Raw genomic sequence first — 21019 nt, 5'->3', positions numbered from 1 at the left:
GGCATCAGGCAGCGCGCTGGTCGCCGCGCACGCTTGCGACGAGGACGCGGTTACGGCCCGCCTGCTTGGCGCGCAGCAGCGCGGCGTCCGCGGTCTGGATCAGCTTGCTCCAATGCGTGTGCAGCGGCGCCGCGGCCAGACCGATCGAGACGGTGATCGGCCCCAGGCTGCGACCCTCATGCGTGACGGTCAGCGCCGCCATGCGCGTGCGAATTTCTTCGGCGCGCCGCTCGGCGGTGTCGATCGTCATCCCCTTCAGCAGCACGAGAAACTCCTCGCCGCCGTAACGGAAGACGAGGTGATCGTCGCGCACCATGCCGGCGAGCACGACGCCGACTGAGCGGAGCACCGCGTCACCGGCGTCATGGCCGTGGTCGTCGTTGAACCGCTTGAAATGATCGATGTCGATCATCGCGCAGCATACCGGCTCGTTATGCTCCTCGGCCAAGGCCAGCTCGCGCGTGACGACCTGATCCAGCTGTCGTCGGTTGGGTAATGTGGTCAGCGGATCGGCCATCGCCATGCCATGCAGCGCTTCGCGCAGCCGCAGATTGTCGAGCGCGAGCGTGACGTTTTCGGCAAGCATCTGCAGGTAGTGTTCACCGAGCGGGCTTGCCACATCGCTCTCGCCGCGTTCGAGATACAACAGGCCGAGCAATCCGTTTTGTCCGTTCAGCGGCAGGCACTGGCTGTCAACGGCCTCGGTCAGATGCGCGCAGGGCACGTCGAACCGCTCGCCCGAGGCACAATGCGGCGCGTTGCGGCGCAGGCCCCAGCACGCCGTCGGGGCGAAGTCGGTCGAAGAAGCGAGCGTCCCCGTCCATGAGCAGCCCAGCCGCATGACGTTACGCGCCGGATCATGCAGATAGAGTCCGCCCTTCATGTCGAGTGCCAGATGAGGAACGAACCGTTCGATCACCACCAGCAGATCGGCGATCGTGTCGCATCCCTGCATCCGCTGCGTCATGCGCGACAGGAGATCGCGCACGCGGCGATCGGCGTCGCGCTCCTGCTCTAGCCGCTGCCGCTCGATGCCGTTCTCGCGAAAGACGCGCAGCGCGTCGGCCATGTCGCCGATCTCGTCGATGCGTTCGTAATGCGGTGGCTCGACGGCGAAATCCTGCTTCGCGAGGCGCCCGACGACGTCGCTCAGCCTCACCACCGGATGCAGCACGCGGCGACGATAGATGAAGAACAGCACGCCCAGGAACAACAGGCCGGTGATCGCCAGCATCACCTCGGACGCGCGCCGCCACAGTCGCGCGGCGCGCTCGGCTTCGAGCAGGTCGTCGCTGGTGCGTTGATCGAGCCGGTACTGGAACCGCTCGATCGCCGCGCGCGAGCGGTCGAGCTCGCGCTCATATTCGGCCGAGAACAGGACATCGATCGCGCTGGCGCGATCCCCCGCCTGCGCCGCGCCGACTGCCTGCACCTGCTGCGCCTGCAGCGCGTCGATCCAGTTCAGCCCGTCGCGCAGCGCGCGCACCTCATCATCAGTCGCGCCCGCGTCGCGCACGTGCCGGACCCGCGCCTCAACCGAGGCGAGATCGCGTCGTGCGCGCTGGTAGATGACTAGGTCCGACGTGTTGCCGTTGACGACGTATTTGCGCGCAAGGTCACTGAGCGAAAGGCCATCTTGTTCGATCAGCGAGGTGGCCCGATCAAGCGCGTAACGTTGCGCGACGGCCGTGCGCTCGCTCTCCTGCATCGCCGAGGCGGTCAGCATCGTCGCGCCCGACGCGAAGGTCAGCACGACCGTGACGCCATATGCCCAGTTGGTGATCGTCGCCAGGCGCATGCGATCTGTCTCTCACGTGATTGCGACGACCAATGCTAACGCCGGTTGGTAAAGTGATTGCTAAAGCGCGGTACGACGTAGCATCGTGCGGCCGTGCTTGGTCGCGGGGTGGTCGGCCACGAGCCGTCGCGTTAGGTCGGCGTATTCGACGCTTCGTGCCACGGTGCTCGCGCACTCGACCCGATTACGACCCGCGGCCTTGGCGTGGTACAGCGCTGCGTCGGCGCGCTTGATCGCCTCGTCGAGGTCCTCGTCCGCCACGCGGATCGACACACCGATGCTGACGGTGAAGCGGACCTCCGCCGCTCCGATCTGTAATCTCGCCGACCCGGCCGAGGCGCGGACCCGCTCTGCCAGCGCCTTCGCCGCGTCGGTCGACGTCATGTCGGTAACGATCAGGAATTCTTCGCCGCCCAGCCTGACCAGCAGGTCGGATGGCATCAGCAACGCGCGCAGGCTGCTCGCAAAGGTGCGAAGGGCAGCGTCGCCGCCGGCATGCCCGTAGCGATCGTTGATCTGCTTGAAGAAATCGAGATCGATCAACAACAACGCCCGCGCAACCGCGCCCTGTTCGATCGCGTCGGCAAGCCCGGATCGGTTCAGGGTTCCGGTCAGCAGATCGTGATGTGCGGTGTCGCGGATCGTTCGGTAGTCGCGTTCGCCGACCATCGCCAGAACCGCAAGCGTGAAGACGATCGTGACCACATGGTCGGTCAACAGAAAGGCCGCACGACCGAACTCGATTGAGAACCAGCGGCCGCCCGCGAAAGCAGTCACGAGGATCACGACGATGTTGAGCAGCACGACCATGCCCGAGATCGTCCGCGGACCCGTCCATGTCAGCCGGCCACGCAGGACATAGCTGACCTGCGCGATGCCGAGGCCGCTATAGACCACCAGCGCCATTCGCTCAGCACTGCTCCAATCGCCGAGCGACAGCGCGGCCAGTACGCACACAACGACGGGAACGGGCAGAAGGACGCGCATTGCAGGGGTGAGCGCCAAACGCCCGTCAAACAGGCGATAACCGCCCCACATGATGAAGTTGGCGATGTTCAGGACCGTAAACCCGACGCTGTTCCACAACGGCGTATCAGGGGTGAACGGAAACAGAGAATTGGTCGTGCCGTAGATCAGCAGACCCGTGCCCCAAAATGCAAGGCAGCGATCCCGGCGCTGGTTGAGCCAGAGCGACAGGCAGGTCAGCCCGCAGACGACGTTGACCAAGGCATCGGTGAAATGAAGCGTGGCATCATCCATGACGAAGCGCTTCGTCGGGCATGATGGCGATCGCCGCTGACGCCATGGCCGGCGGCAGGACGATCGTGTCGATTGGGGCGGGGCGTCCGAACAGGAAGCCCTGCAGTTCATGGCAGCCGGCGGCGTCGAGGAAGGCGACCTGCGACGCGAGCTCGATCCCCTCGGCGATGACGGTCACGTCCAGGCTGTTGGCGAGGCTCATGATTGCCTGGACGAACGCCTGCGCCTGCGCATCGTCGTCAAGGCCGCGGGTGAAGGAGCGATCGAGTTTCAGGCGATCGAACGGAAACAGCCGCAGCGTCTCAAGCGAGGAATAGCCGGTGCCGAAATCGTCCATCGCGATCGCGACGCCCATCGCCTTGATCCGGCGAAGCACGTCAAGCGCGCGCGCGCGATCGTCGATCAGCGCGGACTCGGTGATCTCCAGCTCCAGACGCGTCGGCGACAGCCCGGTGCGGATCAGCACGGCCAGCACGCGCTCGGGCAATGCAGGATCATTCAGCTGCAACGGCGACAGGTTCACCGCGATGCGCGGCAGGTCAAAGGCGGCGGCGTCGCGGCACGCCTGTTCGAGCACCCATTCGCCCAGCCGCATGATCGCGCCGGAACTCTCCGCCAGCGGGATGAACACCGCGGGCGAAATCGCGCCGTGGACGGGGTGCGACCAGCGTAGCAGCGCCTCATAACCCGAAACCGCTTTCGAGCCGGTGAAATGCTGCGACTGGTAATGGATGTGGAACTGGTCGCCCGCCTCGATCGCAGCCCACATGTCGGCGATCAACATACGCTGCTGCCGTGCAGCGGTATCGAGCCCGGCCTCGAAGAAGCAGATCTTGGCGTCGCGCGAGCCCTTGGCGCGGTTCATCGCGAGATCGGCCTCGGTCATCAACGCGTCGCGGGTCGCGGCATCGTCGGGGAAGCGCGCGACGCCCATGCTCGCCTGTGGGATCAGGCGGCAGCCGGGTAGGGTGACCGGCTCCGAAGTCGCGTGCCGCAAGCGCTCAAGAAACCCGTCCAGTTCGGCCGCGCCATCGTATCGTTTGAACGCGATGAACTCGTCGCTGCCCAGCCGTGCGATCAACTCGCCCTCGAACAACCGGCTTGCCATGCGCGCGCCCAGCGCCTGCAACAATGCGTCGGCGGTCGAGTGACCGTATGCGTCGTTGATGCCCTTGAACCCATCAAGGTCGATGCTGATGACGGCGAGGCGCTCGGCCGGCTCGCCACTGCCACGCTCACGCATGGCGCTTAGTGTCGTGTCCAGTTGATCGAGGAAATGCTTGCGATTGGATAGTCGCGTGAGGGCGTCGTGACGCGCCATGTAATCGATGCTTTGCGCGTTCCGGACGTATTCGGTGCGATCGCGCGTGATCTTGGCAAAGCCGAGCAGCGATCCGTCGTCGAGAAAGATCGGATCGATGACGACGTTGGCGAGGAACGAGGTGCCGTCCTTGCGGAAGCGGGGCGCCTCATCCTCGAAACGTCCCTCGCGCAGCGCGGTAGCGAGATTACGATTGGGAACGCCGGCCCATCGATCCGCTGCACCGTAGAAGCGGCCGAAATGCTCGCCGACGATCTCTTCGGCGCGATAGCCTTTCAGGCGTTCTGCCCCCACATTCCAGTTCGCAACGGTGCCGTCCGGGTTGATGAGGCAGATCGCATAGTCGCTGATGCCGCGCACCAGACGCTCGAATACGCGCTCCGACTGGTCGGCCTTGGCGGCGAGGCGCTCGCGCTCGGCCGCCTGTGCGAGGACGGTGGTCAGGTCATCGAAGGTCAGCACCACGCCGCCGTTCGGCAACGGATCGCAGGCAACGCTGATGGTGCGCCCTTCGCCGATCTCCATCTCGACCTGAGTGCGGGTGTCGCGCGCGAACCAGACCTCGTGCAAGTCGAGCAGATCGGCGATCCGCGCCTCGCTCCATCCCATCACCATACAATTGCGGCGGATGAAGGTCTTCCAATCGATACCCTTCGGAACCCGTGCGGGGGGCAGGCCCAGCAGGCGAAAGAACTGTTCGTTGGCGATGCTGACGGTGCCGTCGGGCTCGATTGCCAGCAAACCGTTCGACATGTGCGCCAAGGCGGTCGACAGCCGCATCGAGTAGCGATGACGTTCACCCAAGCGGACGATCGAAAAGCGTATGGCGATGCCGGCCAGCAGCAGCGCGGCGGCGGCGGCGGTCACGATCAGGCCGAAGAGATCACTGGCCATACCCGTCGGATAGGTGTCGTACGTGGGCTCGACGGTCATGACCCGCATCGCAAGCGTATGCACGAGCAGCGTGCACGCAACCATCAACGCGCAGCCGAGCAGGCGGAACGACGCACGGTGTGACAGCGCGACCGCACTGCCCATCAACACCGCGCCGATCAGCAGGATGATCGTCTGCGCCGTATCGCTGTGTCTGACGCCGCAGCCTCGAAGGGCCGACATGCCGACGAAGTGCATGATCGCGACGCCAGCGCCTGCCACGGCGCCACCCGCGAACCGCGCGGGATTGCTTCTCGTGGTCGGGACAAGCGCAAGCGGCGTGCCGACCAGCAACATCGAAATCGCCATGGATGCAGTAGTGATCGCGGGGTCGTAACTGATCGGATAATCGGGACGAAAGCCGAGCATGGCAAGGAAGTGGACGGTCCAGATGCCCAGCCCGCCGAGCAGCGCGATCGCCAGACCACGCCAGCGTTGGTCGGCGAGTTCAACAGGCGCGGCCGGGTGCAGCAGCATCGTCAACAGCCATGCCATGATGACGCAAACGAGGGCTGCTGCAGCGAAACAGACGTATGCCGGAACGTAGAGAGCAAGTTGTGCCAGTGCGCCCATGAGCCATCTTTTTACGCCATTGTGGAGCGATCACTGACCCAAAAATCTTAAGATTATATCATTGCTTCTTTGTTGCTGGGGTTTTTGTTACAAAGCTTCAACAATGCAAAGCTGAACACGCCCGAACCTAAGTTAAGGATCGGACGTGTTCGGTAATCGGAAGATCGGTCACTGCCGACGCAACCGCGTCGGTCGATCGACGCTTACGCGATTACGTAGTGGACGCCGAGACGCGGCCGCTCCGCTCCAGCTTGTTCCAGCCGACCACCCAGCCGCCGATCGCCGACGCGATCGCGCGCAGTACGACCCAGTACATGATCTGGCGGTAGACCAGCCGCTGTGCGACGAGCAGGTGGGCAGGGTAGCGCACCCGCCCGCCGTCGAGGACATAGGCCACCCAGCCGCACAAAACGTCGATCGTGGTGAAGGCGATCCAGTAGAGCGCCATGGTGCCGACATCGCCTCTCGTCTGCGCCCAACCATGCTGCGACACGCGCACGGCGGTGCCGAGGATCGACAGGATCAGCGCCAGGTCGATCAGCGGCGAGATCGCAGCGAACAGGATCTGGAACAGCCACGCCTGCGGCATGCCGACAAAGGCGAGCCCGCGCGGGCGACGATGGCGCAGGATGCCGCGGTGTTTCCACAGGCATTGCAGCGTGCCGAACGCCCAGCGGTACCGCTGCTTCGCAAGCGCGCGGAAACTTTCCGGTGCCTCGGTCCAGGCGACCGCGCCCGGATCGAAGGTGACCCGCCACCCCGCGCGCTGGATCGCGATCGTCAGGTCCTGATCCTCCGCCAGCGTGTCCTCGGGATATCCGCCGACAGCGTCGAGCGCGGCGCGGCGCCACGCGCCGACCGCACCCGGCACCACGGTCATCGCATCGAAGCCGGCGAGCGCGCGGCGTTCGAGGTTCTGTGAGGTGATATACTCGACCGCTTGCCAGCGTGTGACGAGGTTGACGCGGTTGCCGACGCGCGCGTCGCCCGCGACTGCGCCGATCCTGGCATCCGCGAACCAGCGTGCGAGACGGCGGATCGTCTGCGGCTCGAATTGCGTGTCGGCGTCGAGTGCGATCACGACCTCGCCGGTCGCATCGCGCAGTGCGCGGTTGAGCGCGGCCGCCTTTCCGCCGTTGGCGAGCGTCAGCAGCGTGACGCGCGGGTCGTCAGGGTACGCTTCGGCGACGATTGCGCTGGTGCGGTCCTTTGATCCGTCGTCGACGACGATCACCTGCAAGGCCGGATAGTCGCTCGCCAGCACGCGCGCGACCGAGGCGGCAATGACGCGCTCCTCGTTATACGCGGGGATGATGACCGACACGCTGGGTGTGAACACCGGCGGCTCGGGCCGCTTGCGGCGGCTCTGCAACCACGCGAGCCCCGCCATCATCACGCCGCGCGCGATGCCAAGGCTGATCGCGACGAAGAACAGCCAGCCGAGCAGCGCGGAGATGGCGGCGAGCGCGATGAACACCGCGACGTCGGTCCGCACGGCGAGCAGATCGTGGCCCGACACCTTCGGCATCGCCTGCGCGGGCGGTACGCCGACCAGCTCGGAGGCGGTGACGAACTGATAGCCTTCCGCCTTCAGCGTGGCGATGATCCGCGGCAGCGCCGCCACCGTCTGCGACCGGTCGCCGCCGCCGTCGTGCAGCAGGATGACGTTGGCGGAATTGTCGGGCGTCGCGCCGTGGACCTGATCGATCACCTGACTGACGATCGCGTCGGTGCCGGGGCGTTGCCAGTCGTTCGGATCGACGTGGAGGCCGACAACGGTATAGCCCGCCTCCTGCGCCGCAAGCGCCGGCCCGAGCTCGTCGGTCGTGGTGGGCTCGGCATCACCGAAATAGGGTGCGCGGAACAGCCGCATCGACCGGCCGGTATAGGCCTGCACCATCCGCTGCGTCGCATTCATCTGCAGGTCGGTCTCGCGCGTGCTGGCGGCAGCGAGGTTGGGGTGGGTGTAGGTGTGATTGCCGATCTCGCCGCCGTCGGCGATGATGCGGTTGAGCAGCCCGGGATGCTCGAGCGCGTTCTCGCCAATGACGAAGAAGGTGCCGGGCACGTGCGCCTGTTCCAGCACGTTCAGGATCTTGGGTGTCCAGGTGCCATCGGGTCCGTCGTCAAAGGTGAGCGCCAGCTTCTTCGGATCGGCCGCGCCAGCGCGGCGCACCACATAGGGGGTTGGAAGCACGTCGTAGCGCTCCTGCCGGATGATGCCGTTGTTATCGGTCGCGATCGTGCGGTGGCCGGTCTGTGGTGTCTGGGTGATCCGCAGGATCTCGCCGCTACCCTCGACATCGGTGTTGAGCAATTGCTTCAGCGTCGACAGATCAGGCTTCCCGCCGGTACGAAACGCACCCAGGTCGGACCAGAAACCCGGGTCCTCGCTGCCCAGCCGCCACAATGCGACATCGCCAATCCCCAGCCGCTTCAACACCTGCATCTGGTTCCAGCTGGTCGCCGCATCGAGCATCCAGATCGTGTGGTGGACGCCGCTGTCGTCATAGGCGAAACCGGCGTTGCCGCTTACGGGATCGAAGCTGACTTCGGCGTCGCTGTCGTTTGCCGCCATCCACGCTTCTTCCATCGTCAGCGCGTCGGTATCGTCGCCGTGCCAGTCATAGCCGTAGCTGCCGAGTGCCACGACCAGCTTCTCGCGCCCAACACGTTTTAACGCGTCCTGCACCTGCGCCACGAACCAGTCCTGCGCCGCGATCGGGCCGGCGGTGCCGCCCTCCCAATGCTGGTCGTAGGCCATGAAGATCAGCTTGTCCGACGCGCGCGCGATCGCAGCGAGCGGCCACGCCTCGTCCTCCGCGGGCGCGGTCACCGCCAATTGCGCACCCGCGGGCAGCGCCACGCGCACATCACCCAGAAAGCGGAGGTAATCCTGCATCGCGCTGGCCGGCAACGCCTCGATATCGAGCACCACGCCGCCGTAATGACGCTGCGCGACCATCTGGCCCAGCTTGATCGCGAACTGGCGCCGCGCGGCGGTGTTGTGCAGGAGTGCAGCGGCGCCTGCACCGTCCCAATCGGCGTTGCCGAAATTCTGCACCATCGGCAGCACCTTCGGCGGGTGCGGCATCGCGGCGATCATGCGGTTGAAGCGCACGTCGTCGTTGACCGTGACCTGATGCTTCGGCCCGGCGAAGGTGATCAGCGACGGCACCACCCAGTCGAGCGACCCGACGTGACGGCGAAGCGAGGCGATGCTCGCATCGTCGCCGGGCGAATAGAAACCGATCGACAGCGCGGTGTTCGCGGCCTTGTTCGCGCGCCGCGGCAGCCAGGCGGCAATACCACGCCGTGGCGGGCTGCCACGCAGCTGGGACGCATGCGGTTGCGGCAACGGCAAGGCCAGGTCACGCTCATGCGGCACCGCGACCAGTGTCGAGGCGAAGGCGATCGCCGCCACGATCACCGACAGCAGGATCAATCCGAGCAACCGCTTGGACCAGCGACTGCGCCGTCCGGTCGGATCGAAGAAGACGGGTGCGCGCATCGTTCAGCGTGCTCCCACGATCAACGGCGGCGTGACGATCAAGATCATGATGGCGGCTCCCGGTCGCGGACATGATGCCCGACATAGGCGCCCTATGCCAAGCGCGATGGCCCGCGACTAAGGCCTAGCTTAAATCGGTTTCATGTTCCTTGCGCGCCATGCCGGTTCATGGACGTTTTGTCATGTCGCGCTCAGCGGGCGAAAAGGCGAGGGGAGGCACTCGGGTCGGGCGTAAAGGAATATCGTCATGGCCACCAACCCGCTGCACGTGATCGTCGGCCGCCTGATCGGCAAGACCCCCGCCGCGCTCGATGCGGAGGAGCAGCGGGTGTTGACGACGATGCAGGAGAAGCGCCCCGTCTCACGCGATGCCGCCGACGTGGCGGACGATGTTGCGACCTTCGGTGATCGCCTGTCGGACAAGGTCGCGGCGGTCGGCGGGTCGTGGAGCTTCATTATCGCCTTCTCCGCGGTGTTGATCGGGTGGATGCTGCTCAACAGCGACGTGCTGACGCATTGGGGCCATGCGTTCGATCCTTATCCGTACATCTTCCTCAACCTGATGCTGTCGACGCTCGCGGCGGTGCAGGCGCCGATCATCATGATGAGCCAGAACCGGCAGGCGGCGAAGGACCGGCTTGCCGCACGGCTGGACTACGAAGTCAATCTGCGCACCGAGCTCGAAATGCTGCGGCTGCACGACAAGATCGACCTCGCCGTGGCGGCGCGGCTCGACGAGGTGTTGGAGCAATTGCGTGCGCCCGTCACGCAGCCCGCATCGGCGATGCGCGCTTGACAGCGGACGCGTTTTCTCGGCCTCATTCCATGAGCATCAAAGAGGAAAGCGTACGCGTGGCGAACAAGATCCTGCTGGTGGAGGACGACGCCTCCACCGCCGATTTCATCGCCAAGGGGCTGGGTGAAGAAGGGTTCGTCGTCGACCGCGCCACGAACGGGCGGGACGGCCTGTTCCACGCCACCGACGGCAGCTATCATTGCATCGTACTCGACCGCATGTTGCCCGGGATGGACGGCATGGCAGTGCTCGCGGGCATGCGCGGGGCAGGCGTCGAGACGCCGGTGATCGTGCTCTCCGCGCTCGGCGCGCCGGAGGACCGGATCAAGGGGCTGACCGGTGGCGCCGACGATTACCTGACGAAGCCGTTCACCTTTGCGGAGCTGCTCGCCCGCATCCGCCTGCTGATCCGGCGCGGCGCGCCCAGCAACGCGCCCGATACGTTGCTGCGCTGCGACGATCTGGAAATGGACCTGCTCGCCCGCCGCGTGCGGCGTGGTGGCAAGGCGATCGATCTGCAGCCACGCGAATTCCGCCTGCTCGAGTTCCTGCTGCGCCACGTCGATCAGGTGGTGACCCGCACCATGTTGCTGGAAGGCGTGTGGGACTACCATTTTGATCCCGGTAGCAACGTCATCGACGTCCACCTCAGCCGGCTGCGCAAGAAGGTGGATGAGGGATTCACGCGGCCGCTGCTTCACACCGTCCGCGGCGCGGGCTACCGGCTCGGGGTCAATCCATGAGCCTTCGGCGATGAGGGCGTGCCGGGGGTGAACGCGCGCTCGACCACGCTGCGCATTGCCGCGCTCGTCTTCGTGCTGCAACTGGCGGCGGCGATCGTGCTGCTGCTGGGCGTCGGCGCGATCGTGCGGCAGCAGAGCGCAGGCGACGCGGCTGCGACCGCCGCGGTCCTGCGCGACGACCTGCTCGCCAGCTATGCCCGCGGCGGGCAGCGCGCGCTGGTCGACACGGTCGCGCTCCGCTCCAGCCGCGAGATCACGCCCAACACGGTCATGTTGCTGGTCGCGCGCGATGGTCGTGCCTTGGCGGGCAATCTGGTTGGCTGGCCTGCGGGCCTGGGCAGCGAGACGCATTCGATCGAGGTGCGGCAAGTCCGGCAGGGGCACGCACAGCCCGAGGCGATGCGCGTGCGCGTGTCGCGGCTTGCCGGCGGCGAGCGGCTGCTGACCGGGGTGATCGTCGAACAGGACCGGCGACTGCTCCACGAACTGGAGGCGGCGACGCTGGTCGCGCTGGCGCTCGCCGCGCTGTTCGCGGTGGTCGCCGCCGCACTCACCGCGCGGATGATCGTCGCACGGCTGGGACGGACGGTCGCAACGCTGCGCGCCGTGCGCGACGGCGATTTCGTCCGCCGCGTCGAGCAGCACCGCTCGGGCGATGCGTTCGATGAGCTGGCGGGTGAGGTCAACACCACACTCGACCGTGTCGAGGCGTTGCTGGCCGAACTGACGCTGGCGACCGATGCGCTGGCGCACGACCTGAAGTCGCCGCTCACCCGGCTGCGTTCCGCACTGGAGCGCGCCGCGATCGAGGTCAGCGAACCCGCCGCGCAAGAGGCGGTCGATCGCGCGGTCGCTGAAGGCGAGCGCCTGCTTGCGATGGTCGAGACTGCGCTCCGTATCACACGGGCCGAGGCAGGGATCGGGCGCGACGCCTTTGTCGCCACCGACCTTGCCGACGAACTGGCGCAGATCGCGGAAATCTACGGACCGCTCGCCGAGGATCATGATCGCGCGATCTTGGTCGATGCGCCGGTCGCGCTGACCCTGCCGGTGCATCACGAACTGTTCGGACAGGCGCTCGGCAACCTCGTCGACAATGCGCTGAAATACGGTGCGGGCACGATCACGCTCGGGCTTGCACTCGGAGCCCGGGCGGCGACGGTCAGCGTTGCCGATCAGGGCTCAGGCATTCCGGTCGAGCGACAGGCGGAGGCGCTGCGTCGATACGGACGGCTGGATGAGGCGCGCAGCGCGGGCGGCTCGGGGCTGGGCCTGTCGCTGGTCGCCGCGGTCGCCCGGTTGCACGGCGGCACGATCCGGTTGGGTGACGCCGGCCCGGGCTTGCGCGTCGAGATCGAGCTGCCGACCGCAGCGTGAGCGTGCTAGCGCGGGCGCATGACGCTTGCATCCAAAGACGCCGCCGGCACCGAACATCCATGGTGGCAGCGCGGCACGATCTACCAGATCTATCCGCGCTCCTTTGCCGACTCGAACGGCGACGGCATCGGCGACCTGGCGGGGATCGAGGCGCATCTCGATCATGTCCAGTCGCTGGGCGTCAACGCGATCTGGCTGTCGCCGATCTTCCCCTCGCCGATGGCGGACTTCGGCTATGACGTCGCCGATTATTGCGACGTGTCACCGCTCTTCGGTGATCTCGTCGCGTTTGATCGGCTGATCGCAGCCGTCCACGCGCGCGGGCTGAAGCTGCTGCTCGACTTCGTACCCAACCATTCGTCCGATCAGCATCCCTGGTTCGAGGCAAGCCGATCATCACGCGATGATCCGAAGCGCGACTGGTACATCTGGCGCGATCCCGCGCCCGGCGGCGGCCCGCCCAACAACTGGATCAGCGACTTCGGCGGGTCGTCGTGGGAATATGACGGGGCGACCGTGCAATATTATCTGCACGCCTTCCTGAAGGAGCAACCCGACCTCAACTGGCGTAACCCCGATCTGCGCGCGGCGATGATGAAGGTGCTGCGTTTCTGGTTCGACCGCGGTGTCGACGGCTTTCGCATCGACGTATTGTGGCACATCGTGAAGGCGGACGGGCTGCCCGACAACCCGCTGAACCCCGCTTGGCACGCGGGGATCACCGAACGTGACCGGCTGTTGCAGCTTAACTCGACCGATCAGCCCGAGGCGCATGCGATCGCGGCCGAGTTCCGCGCGCTGGCGGATGAACATGACGCGGTTCTGGTCGGCGAGATCTTTCTGCCGAACGACCGGCTCGCGCGCTGGCACGGTACGCCCGAGCGGCCCGAGGTGCATCTGCCGTTCAACTTCGCGCTGATCGAGACGCCGTGGCAGGCGGACGTGCTCGCGCGCGTGATCGACGATTACGAACGTTCGATCCCGACGCACGGCTGGCCCAATTGGGTGATCGGCAGCCACGACGCGGCCCGGATCGCCGCGCGCGTGGGTGAGGCGCAGGCGCGGGTCGCCGCGATGCTGCTGCTCAGCCTGCCCGGAACACCGACGCTGTACCAGGGCGACGAGATCGGGATCGGACAGGTGACGATCCCGTCCGATCGCATCCGAGACCCGCAGCATTTCCGCCAGCCGACGCTCAACATCGGGCGCGACCGCTCGCGCACACCGATGGCGTGGGACCGTAGCGCCAACGCGGGCTTCACCACCGGGGAGCCGTGGCTGCCGCTCCATGACGACTGGCCCACCCGGAACGTCGCCGCGCAGGCGGACGAGCCTGGATCGATGCTGTCGCTCTACCGCGCCTTGCTGGCCCTTAGGCGATGTACGCCCGCGCTGTCGGTTGGCGGGTACGCACCGGCGGAGGCCGACACCGACGTGCTGGCGTTCGAGCGGACCCACGATGGCGACCGCTTGCTCGTCGTGCTCAACCTGTCGGCGTCTCCCAGGCGCTTGATCCTGCCGCCGGGAACCGACATCGCCGCGGTCATGCTTTCTACCCTTCTGCCACGCGCACCGGACGGGACGCTTGTCTCCGACGAGGGACTAATCCTGCGATTGGTCGGCGCGTGACCATCCGTGTCGCGATGCTCGCGCCGATCGCGTGGCGGACTCCGCCGCGGCATTACGGGCCGTGGGAGCTCGTCACCTCGCTGCTGACCGAAGCGCTGGTCACGCTCGGCGTCGACGTGACCCTGTTCGCGACGCTCGACAGCGTCACCGCGGCCAAACTCGACGGCGTCGTGCCCGCGTCCTACAACGAGGATCCGAGCGTCGACGCGAAGGTGTGGGAATATCGCCACCTGTCCTACGTGTTCGAGCGCGCCGACCAGTTCGACATCATCCACAACCAGGCCGACTTCCCCGCGCACGCCTTCGCGCCGCTGGTCACGACGCCGCTGGTCACGACGATCCACGGCTTCGGCTCCGACCGCATCCTGCCGATGTACGAGCCCTATCAGGACCGCGTGCATTACGTTGCGATCAGCGACGCCGACCGGCACCCGCGGCTGCGCTACGCCGCGACGATCCACCACGGCATCCCGGTGGGTGACTTCGCCTTTGACGCGAACGGCAGCGACGACCTGCTGTTCTTCGGCCGTATGCATCCCGACAAGGGTGCGGTCGAGGCGATCGCGGCAGCACGCTCGAGCGGGCGCGCGCTCGACCTCTATGGGATCGTGCAAGATCAGGGCTATTTCGATCGCGAGGTTGCGCCGCAGGTCGACGGCACGAACATCCGCTACCACGGTGCGGTCGGCGGAGAGGCGCGAGTGCGTGCGCTGGCGCAGGCGAGGGCGCTGCTTCACCTGATCAACTTCGACGAACCGTTCGGGTTGTCGGTAATCGAGGCGATGGCGTGCGGCACGCCGGTGATCGCCATGCGGCGCGGATCGATGCCCGAACTGGTCGAGGACGGGGTCAACGGCTTCCTGGTCGACAGCATCGACGAGGCGGTAGTCGCGATCGGTCGTGTCGACGAGATCGACCGCGCCAGCTGCCGCCGCACGGTGGTCGAGCGGTTCAGCGTCGAGCGGATGGCCGAGGAGTATCTGGCGCTTTACCGCCGCATCCTCGGCCGCTGACCGCTTACGGGTTGCCCTTCCCGCCGTTGCCGCCGACAGCGCCGCCGGTGGTATAGCTCGATTCGCCCGAGGCGAGCAGGACGTAGTGCGCGGCAAGCTCGGCGGGCTGACCCGCGCGGCCGAGCGGCTGCGTCTGTCCGAACTCGCCCATCTTGCCCGGCAACTGCCCGCCTGCGACCTGCAACGGGGTCCAGAACGGCCCCGGCGCGACCATGTTGACGCGGATGCCGCGCTTGGCGAGCTGCTTCGCTAGCCCCTTCGTGAAGATCAGGATCGCGCCCTTGGTCGAGGCATAGTCGAGCAGTTCCGGCTCGGGGTCGTAGCTGTTGACCGATCCGGTGTTGATGATGACCGAACCCGGCGGCATCGAGGGAATCGCGGCCTTGCTGATGCGGAACATCGCGAAATAATTGGTTTCGAACGTGCGGACCATCTGTTCGTCGCTGATGTCGAAGATGCTCTCCTTGCTTTGCTGGTACGCCGCATTGTTGACGAGGATGTCGAGCCCGCCGAGCTGCCGGACCGCGCTCGCGACGATCTTCTCGCAATTGTCGCGGCTGCGGATGTCGGCGGGCAACAGCACCGCCTTGCGCCCGGCGGCTCGGATCAGCTGTGCGACCTCCTGCGCGTCCGGCTCCTCAGTCGGATAATAGTTGATCGCGACGTCGGCGCCTTCGCGCGCGAAGGCGATCGCGGCGGCGCGCCCGATGCCGCTGTCGCCGCCCGTCACCAGCGCCTTGCGCCCGGTCAGCTTGCCCGAGCCACGATAGGAGGTTTCGCCGCAGTCGGGTCGCGGCGTCATCTTGCTCTGCAGCGCCGGCCATGGCTGACGCTGCTCGGGAAAAGGCGTGTTGGTGTATTTGGTGCGCGGATCCTGCAGACCAGCAGCGGGCGTGCCCTGTGCCGGCGCGTTGCCGCTGTTGATCTGAGCCTCGGCCGCGCTACCGCCCAGCATCATGCCTGCTGCCGCCGCCGCGCCGCCCAGAACTGTGCGCCTGCTCGTTCCCGTCTCGTCCATCGCCGTTCTCCACCTGCTACTGCCGCAACGGGCGTGCGTGACGGAGGTTCAATGCGAGGAACGCTCAGGAACCGTTCGCGGCCAGTTCGTCGAGCCAGACCTTGGCGGTTCCGTCCGACGGTGCACGCCAGTCGCCGCGCGGCGACAATGCGCCGCCCGCCGATACCTTTGGTCCGTTGGGAATCGCAGACCGCTTGAACTGGCTGATCTGAAAGAAGCGGAACAGGAACCGTTCGAGCCAATGCTTGATCGTGGCGAGATCGTAAGCGGTCTTCGCCTCCTCGGGATAGCCGATCGGCCAGCGTCCGGCGCTCGTATCCTGCCACGCGTGCCAGGCGAGGAACGCAATTTTGGATGGGGCGAGCCCGTGGCGGATCACATAATGCGCGAAGAAGTCGTTGAGCGCATAGGGGCCGATCTTGGCTTCGGTGCTCTGCATCTGCTCGCCCGGCACCAGTTCGGGAGAGATCTCGGTGCCGAGGATCGCCTCCAGCACGCGGTCGGTGTCCGCGTCATATTGGTCGGTGCCGATCGCCCAGCGGATCAGGAACTGGATCAGCGTCTTCGGCACGCCGGCATTGACCGCATAATGGCTCATCTGGTCGCCGACGCCGTAGGTGCACCAGCCAAGCGCGAGCTCTGACAGGTCGCCGGTGCCGACCACCAAGCCGCCGCGCTGGTTGGCGATTCGGAATAGGTAATCGGTGCGCAGACCCGCCTGCACGTTCTCGAACGTCACGTCATAGACCGGCTCGCCGCGCCCGAACGGATGACCCATGTCGGCGAGCATTCGCGTCGCCGCCGGGCGGATGTCGATCTCCTCGGCGGCGCATCCCAATGCGCGCATCAGCGCCCAGGCGTTCGCCTTTGTGCCGTCACTGGTCGCGAAGCCGGGCATGGTGATGCCGGTGATATCAGAGCGCGGGCGGCCGAGCCGGTCGAGCGCCTTTGCCGCGACGATCAGCGCGTGGGTCGAATCGAGTCCGCCCGACACGCCGATCACCAGCCGCTCGGCACCGACCGCCTGCAGGCGCTTGGCGATCCCTTCGACCTGGATGTTGAATGCCTCGAAACAATCCTCGTCGAGCTTGTCGGGCGTGTTCGGAACGAAGGGGAAGCGCCTGATTTCACGGTGCAGCCCGATATCAGCATAGTCGGGGCGGTGGTCGAAACCGACCCGCCGGAAAGCGCGCTCCGGATCGCCGCTGCCGCGCGCGGCATCGTTGAAGGTGCCGTTGCGCAGCCGCTCACCGATCAACCGCTCGCAATCCACGTCAACCACGAGCAGTTCCGCCGCCCGGTCGAAGCGGCCTGACGACGCGAGCAATTCGCCCAGCTCGTGGACGCTGCCTTGTCCGTCCCAGGCGAGGTCGGTGGTGCTCTCGCCAGGTCCCGCGGCGGAATAGACGTAGGCGCACAGCGCGCGCGCCGATTGCGACGCTGAAAGCATCATCCGCTCGCGCGACTTGCCGATCGTGACGTTTGAGGCTGACAGGTTGCAGCACACCAGCGCGCCGGCGAGCGCGCCGTTGGTGGAGGGCGGGGTCGGCGCCCAGTAATCTTCGCAGATCTCGGCGTGGAAGACGAAATGCGGCAGGTCGGCCGCGGCGAAGATCAGGTCGGTGCCGAACGGCACACGCGCGTCGCCGATCTGTATGTCGAGCCCCGTCAGTCCCATCCCGCTCGCGAACCAGCGCTTCTCGTAATATTCGCGGTAGTTCGGCAGAAACGTCTTGGGCACCACGCCCAGCACGCGCCCGCGTGCGATCGCGAGGGCGCAATTGTACAGTCGCCCGTTCCGCTCGATCGCGGCGCCGACCAGCAGGACCGCGCGCAGCTCAGCGCTCGCCACGCGAACCGCCTCGATCGCGGCGCGCGTCGCCGCCTGCATCGCCGATTGCAGGTGCAGGTCGTCGATCGCGTAGGACGTCAGGTTGAGTTCGGGGAAGACGACGAGGTCGACTCCTTGCGCATCGGCCTCCCGCGCCAGCGCGATCGTCGCCCGCGCATTGGCGGCGGTGTCCCCGACGCTGGCGGGCGGGGTCGCGGCGGCGACGCGCAACATGCGGTGATGGTGGATCGACCGGAAGCGTTCGTTCATGCGGCCAAGCGTTACGCGGTTGGGGCCGCAAATGCCAACTTGCGCGCGCGCCGTTCCCCGTTGCATCGTGGCGCCACGATGAACGAGGTACGCTCCCCGATCGCCCTGTTCGCCGGCTCCGAAATGGGGGAGCGCATCAGCGCGCACGATTGGGATACCACCTCGCTCGGCCCGGTCGAGCATTGGCCGGCCGAACTGGTCAACGCGGTGGCGCTGCTCCTGCCTGCTGCCGCCGAGATCGTGCTGTTCTGGGGCGAAGATTACGTCGCTTTCTACAACGATGCCTATGCGCCGACGATCGGGACCAAACATCCTGCCGCGCTTGGCCAACCGGGCTGTGAGGCGTGGGCGGAGCTGTGGGGCGACCTGCACCCGCTGCTCGATCATGTGCGTCAGACAGGCGAGACTTACACCGCGAAGGACCGGCCGTTCTATATCGAGCGTCACGGCTATGGTGAGGAAGTGTTCTTCGATATTTCCTACTCGCCGGTATTGCTGCGCGACGGCAGCGTCGGCGGCGTGCTGTGCATCGTGTCGGAGACGACCGACCGCGTCCGTGCCGCGCGGGCGATCGCGGAGGACCATGCCCGGCTGGCCGAGATGTTCGATGCCGCACCCAGCTTCATGGCGGTGATGCGTGAACCCGGCCATCGCTTCGAGCTTGCTAATGCATCGTACCGGCGGCTGCTGGGCGGACGCGACGTGGTCGGGCGAACGATCGCCGAGGCAGTACCGGAGGCGGTGGAGCAGGGATTCCTCGACTTGCTCGACACCGTGGTTGCGACGGGCACGCCCTTCTTCGGGCAGAACCGGACGCTGCGCCTTGATGGCATTGACGGGCAAGCCGATCAGGAGCGGCTGCTCGATTTCGTCTACCAACCGATCAAGGACGCCACCGGTGCGGTGACCGGCGTCTTTGTCGAAGGGATCGACGTCACCGAGCGCCACCGCGCCGAGGAAGCGCTGCTCGCCAGCAGGGAGTCGCTGGAACTCGCGACCGAGGCGGCGGAGATCGGGACGTGGGACGTCGACGTGGCGACCGGCGTGCTCAACTGTTCGTCGCGCACCAAGACGATCTTCGGCCTGCCGTTCGACCGGTCGGTGACGATCGACGAATTCTACGCGCGCGTGCACGCCGACGACCGTGACATGGTGCGTGCCGCGTTGCAGGCGACGACCGATCCGGTTCGCCGCGCGGCCTATGATGTCGAGTACCGGATCGTCCGCGCGGATACGGGCGTCGTTCGATGGTTGACGGCGAAGGGCCGCGCCTTCTTCGACGCGGAGGACCGGTGCACGCGCGCGCTCGGCAGTTTGATCGACGTCACCCGCCGCAAGGTCGATGGCGAACAGTTGAAGGAAAGCGAGCGTCGGTTCCGCGCGCTGTCGGACAGTTTGCCCGCATTGGTGTGGATGTCCGATCAGGACGGTCGGCTGGTGTTCGTCAATCGTGGCTTTGAGACGATGCTCGGTGTTCCTCCCGAGCGGATGCTGCGGGAAGGGTGGGGCGCGATCCTGACCGACGCGGATGTGCGCGCGCTCGATGCCGCGCGTCCGGTCTTTCTTGAACGACGAAAGTCGCTCGGCCGCGACTATGCGGTGCGCACCGCCGTTGGCGAGACGCGCTGGATTCATGTCGAGCTGCGCCCGCATCTCGTCGGCGACACGTTCCTCGGCCATGTCGGCTGCGCGATCGACGTGACCGACGCGCATCTGGCCGGCGAGGCGCTGGAGACGCGCATCGCCGAGCGTACCGCCGAGCTTCGCGAACAGATCGGCGAGCGCGAGCGGGTCGAGGAGACGCTGCACCAGTTGCAGCGGCTGGAGGCGGTTGGGCAACTAACCTCGGGCGTGGCGCATGATTTCAACAACCTGCTGACGGTGGTGCTCGGCAACGTCGACGTGCTCGCGCGGACTGCGCACAAGGCGGGCCTCGACGATCGGACGCTGCAACGGCTCGATCACATCCGCACCGCGGCGCAGCGCGGCGCGACGCTGACCGCGCAATTGCTTGCCTTTTCGCGCCGGCAGCATCTGGAGACGAGAACGGTCGACCTGAACGAGACCGTGTCGGGGATGAGCGCGCTGATGCAGAGCACGCTTGGCCGCTCGATCGCGATCGAGACGACGCTGGCGGATGGATTGTGGCCCGCGCTGGTCGATCCGACGCAGATCGAACTCATCATCCTCAACCTCGCGATCAACGCGCGTGACGCGATGCCGGGCGGCGGCACACTGACGGTTGCGACCGCCAATGTCGCGCGTGGGCCCGCCGATCGGCCGGAGGAACCACCCGCCGGCGATTACGTCGCGGTGTCGGTGACCGACACCGGCACGGGCATGAGCGAGGACGTGCTGGCGCGCGCGTTCGAGCCGTTCTTCACCACCAAGGAGATCGGCAAGGGGTCGGGCCTCGGCCTCGCGCAGGTGTTCGGCTTCGCCAAGCAATCGGGCGGCGGCGTGCGGATCGACTCGGTGATCGATCGCGGTACAACCGTCAGCGTCTTCCTGCCGCGTGGTGCTGCGGTTCCTGCTGTCGCGAGGCCAGTTCCCGCAGGACCGCGCGATATCTCCGGGCGCACCATCCTGGTGCTCGACGACGAGGATGCGGTGCGCAGCGTCACCGCCGACATGCTGCGTGATGCTGGTTGCCGGGTGATCGAGGCGGCGGGCGGACAGGGTGCGCTTGACGCGATGGAGGAGATCGGCCGTGTCGACGCGGTGGTCGCCGATTTTGCGATGCCGCAGATGAACGGTGCGCAGTTCCGCACGCTGGCGCAGCGGCGCTGGCCGGGGCTGCCGGTCCTGTTCGTCACCGGTTACGCCGATGCCGACGCGATCCGTGACGTGCCCGACGAGCGGGTGATCCGCAAACCTTTCACGCGCGACGAGCTGATCGCGCGGCTGCACGCGATCTGCGCCTGATCGCGTCCATCCGGCTCCGCG

12 protein-coding genes are annotated in these 21019 nt (G+C 66.5%); 6 read left to right on the top strand and 6 right to left on the bottom strand.

The window, feature by feature from the left end; all coding sequences use genetic code 11:
• Positions 1-4: 4 nt before the first annotated feature.
• The 4 genes from SMN802W_RS0101680 to SMN802W_RS0101665 form a co-directional block, all read right to left on the bottom strand.
• The gene (locus SMN802W_RS0101680) at positions 5-1798 is read right to left on the bottom strand and encodes a diguanylate cyclase (RefSeq protein WP_019515147.1); all 1794 of its coding nucleotides are present in this window, start codon (positions 1796-1798) and stop codon (positions 5-7) included.
• Positions 1799-1858: 60 nt separating this feature from the next.
• On the bottom strand, positions 1859-3058 hold the full coding sequence (locus SMN802W_RS17460; RefSeq protein ID WP_019515146.1) for a GGDEF domain-containing protein: 1200 nt from the start codon (positions 3056-3058) through the stop codon (positions 1859-1861).
• Entirely contained in the window at positions 3051-5807 is a 2757-nt protein-coding gene (locus tag SMN802W_RS17745; protein ID WP_019515145.1) for a bifunctional diguanylate cyclase/phosphodiesterase, read from the bottom strand. Before SMN802W_RS17745 ends, SMN802W_RS17460 begins: the two co-directional genes overlap by 8 nt.
• 289 nt (positions 5808-6096) lie before the next feature.
• Complete coding sequence (locus tag SMN802W_RS0101665; protein WP_019515144.1) at positions 6097-9396, bottom strand: glycosyltransferase; 3300 nt, start codon at positions 9394-9396, stop codon at positions 6097-6099.
• 247 nt (positions 9397-9643) lie between these two features.
• Between SMN802W_RS0101665 and SMN802W_RS0101660 the strand changes: the two genes are divergently transcribed.
• Genes SMN802W_RS0101660 through SMN802W_RS0101640 form a run of 5 tightly spaced genes read left to right on the top strand, consistent with a single transcriptional unit; the run spans position 9644 to position 14954 of the window.
• The gene (locus SMN802W_RS0101660; protein WP_019515143.1) at positions 9644-10192 is read left to right on the top strand and encodes a DUF1003 domain-containing protein; all 549 of its coding nucleotides are present in this window, start codon (positions 9644-9646) and stop codon (positions 10190-10192) included.
• A 56-nt stretch (positions 10193-10248) separates the two neighbouring features.
• A complete protein-coding gene (locus SMN802W_RS0101655; RefSeq protein WP_026325634.1) occupies positions 10249-10935 on the top strand; it encodes a winged helix-turn-helix domain-containing protein in 687 nt (228 codons plus the stop codon).
• Between the two features lie 18 nt (positions 10936-10953).
• Positions 10954-12312 (top strand): sensor histidine kinase, encoded by a 1359-nt coding sequence (locus tag SMN802W_RS0101650; protein ID WP_238560081.1) that lies wholly within the window; start codon positions 10954-10956, stop codon positions 12310-12312.
• 18 nt (positions 12313-12330) lie between these two features.
• The gene (locus SMN802W_RS0101645) at positions 12331-13941 is read left to right on the top strand and encodes an alpha-amylase family glycosyl hydrolase (RefSeq protein WP_019515140.1); all 1611 of its coding nucleotides are present in this window, start codon (positions 12331-12333) and stop codon (positions 13939-13941) included.
• A 2-nt stretch (positions 13942-13943) separates the two neighbouring features.
• Complete coding sequence (locus SMN802W_RS0101640; RefSeq protein WP_026325633.1) at positions 13944-14954, top strand: glycosyltransferase family 4 protein; 1011 nt, start codon at positions 13944-13946, stop codon at positions 14952-14954.
• A gap of 4 nt (positions 14955-14958) precedes the next feature.
• Here SMN802W_RS0101640 and SMN802W_RS0101635 read toward each other — a convergent pair whose 3' ends face one another.
• Entirely contained in the window at positions 14959-15972 is a 1014-nt protein-coding gene (locus SMN802W_RS0101635) for an SDR family oxidoreductase (RefSeq protein ID WP_019515138.1), read from the bottom strand.
• Between the two features lie 64 nt (positions 15973-16036).
• Positions 16037-18073 (bottom strand): NAD(+) synthase, encoded by a 2037-nt coding sequence (locus SMN802W_RS0101630; protein WP_019515137.1) that lies wholly within the window; start codon positions 18071-18073, stop codon positions 16037-16039.
• A gap of 78 nt (positions 18074-18151) precedes the next feature.
• On the opposite strand from SMN802W_RS0101630, the gene SMN802W_RS16160 reads away from it, so the two are divergent.
• On the top strand, positions 18152-20998 hold the full coding sequence (locus SMN802W_RS16160) for a PAS domain-containing hybrid sensor histidine kinase/response regulator (protein WP_019515136.1): 2847 nt from the start codon (positions 18152-18154) through the stop codon (positions 20996-20998).
• The last annotated feature ends 21 nt before the right edge of the window (positions 20999-21019 follow it).

Source organism: Sphingomonas sp. Mn802worker (assembly GCF_000382485.1).
Lineage (GTDB): Bacteria > Pseudomonadota > Alphaproteobacteria > Sphingomonadales > Sphingomonadaceae > Sphingomonas.
This window is presented reverse-complemented; position numbering and strand designations above follow the sequence as displayed.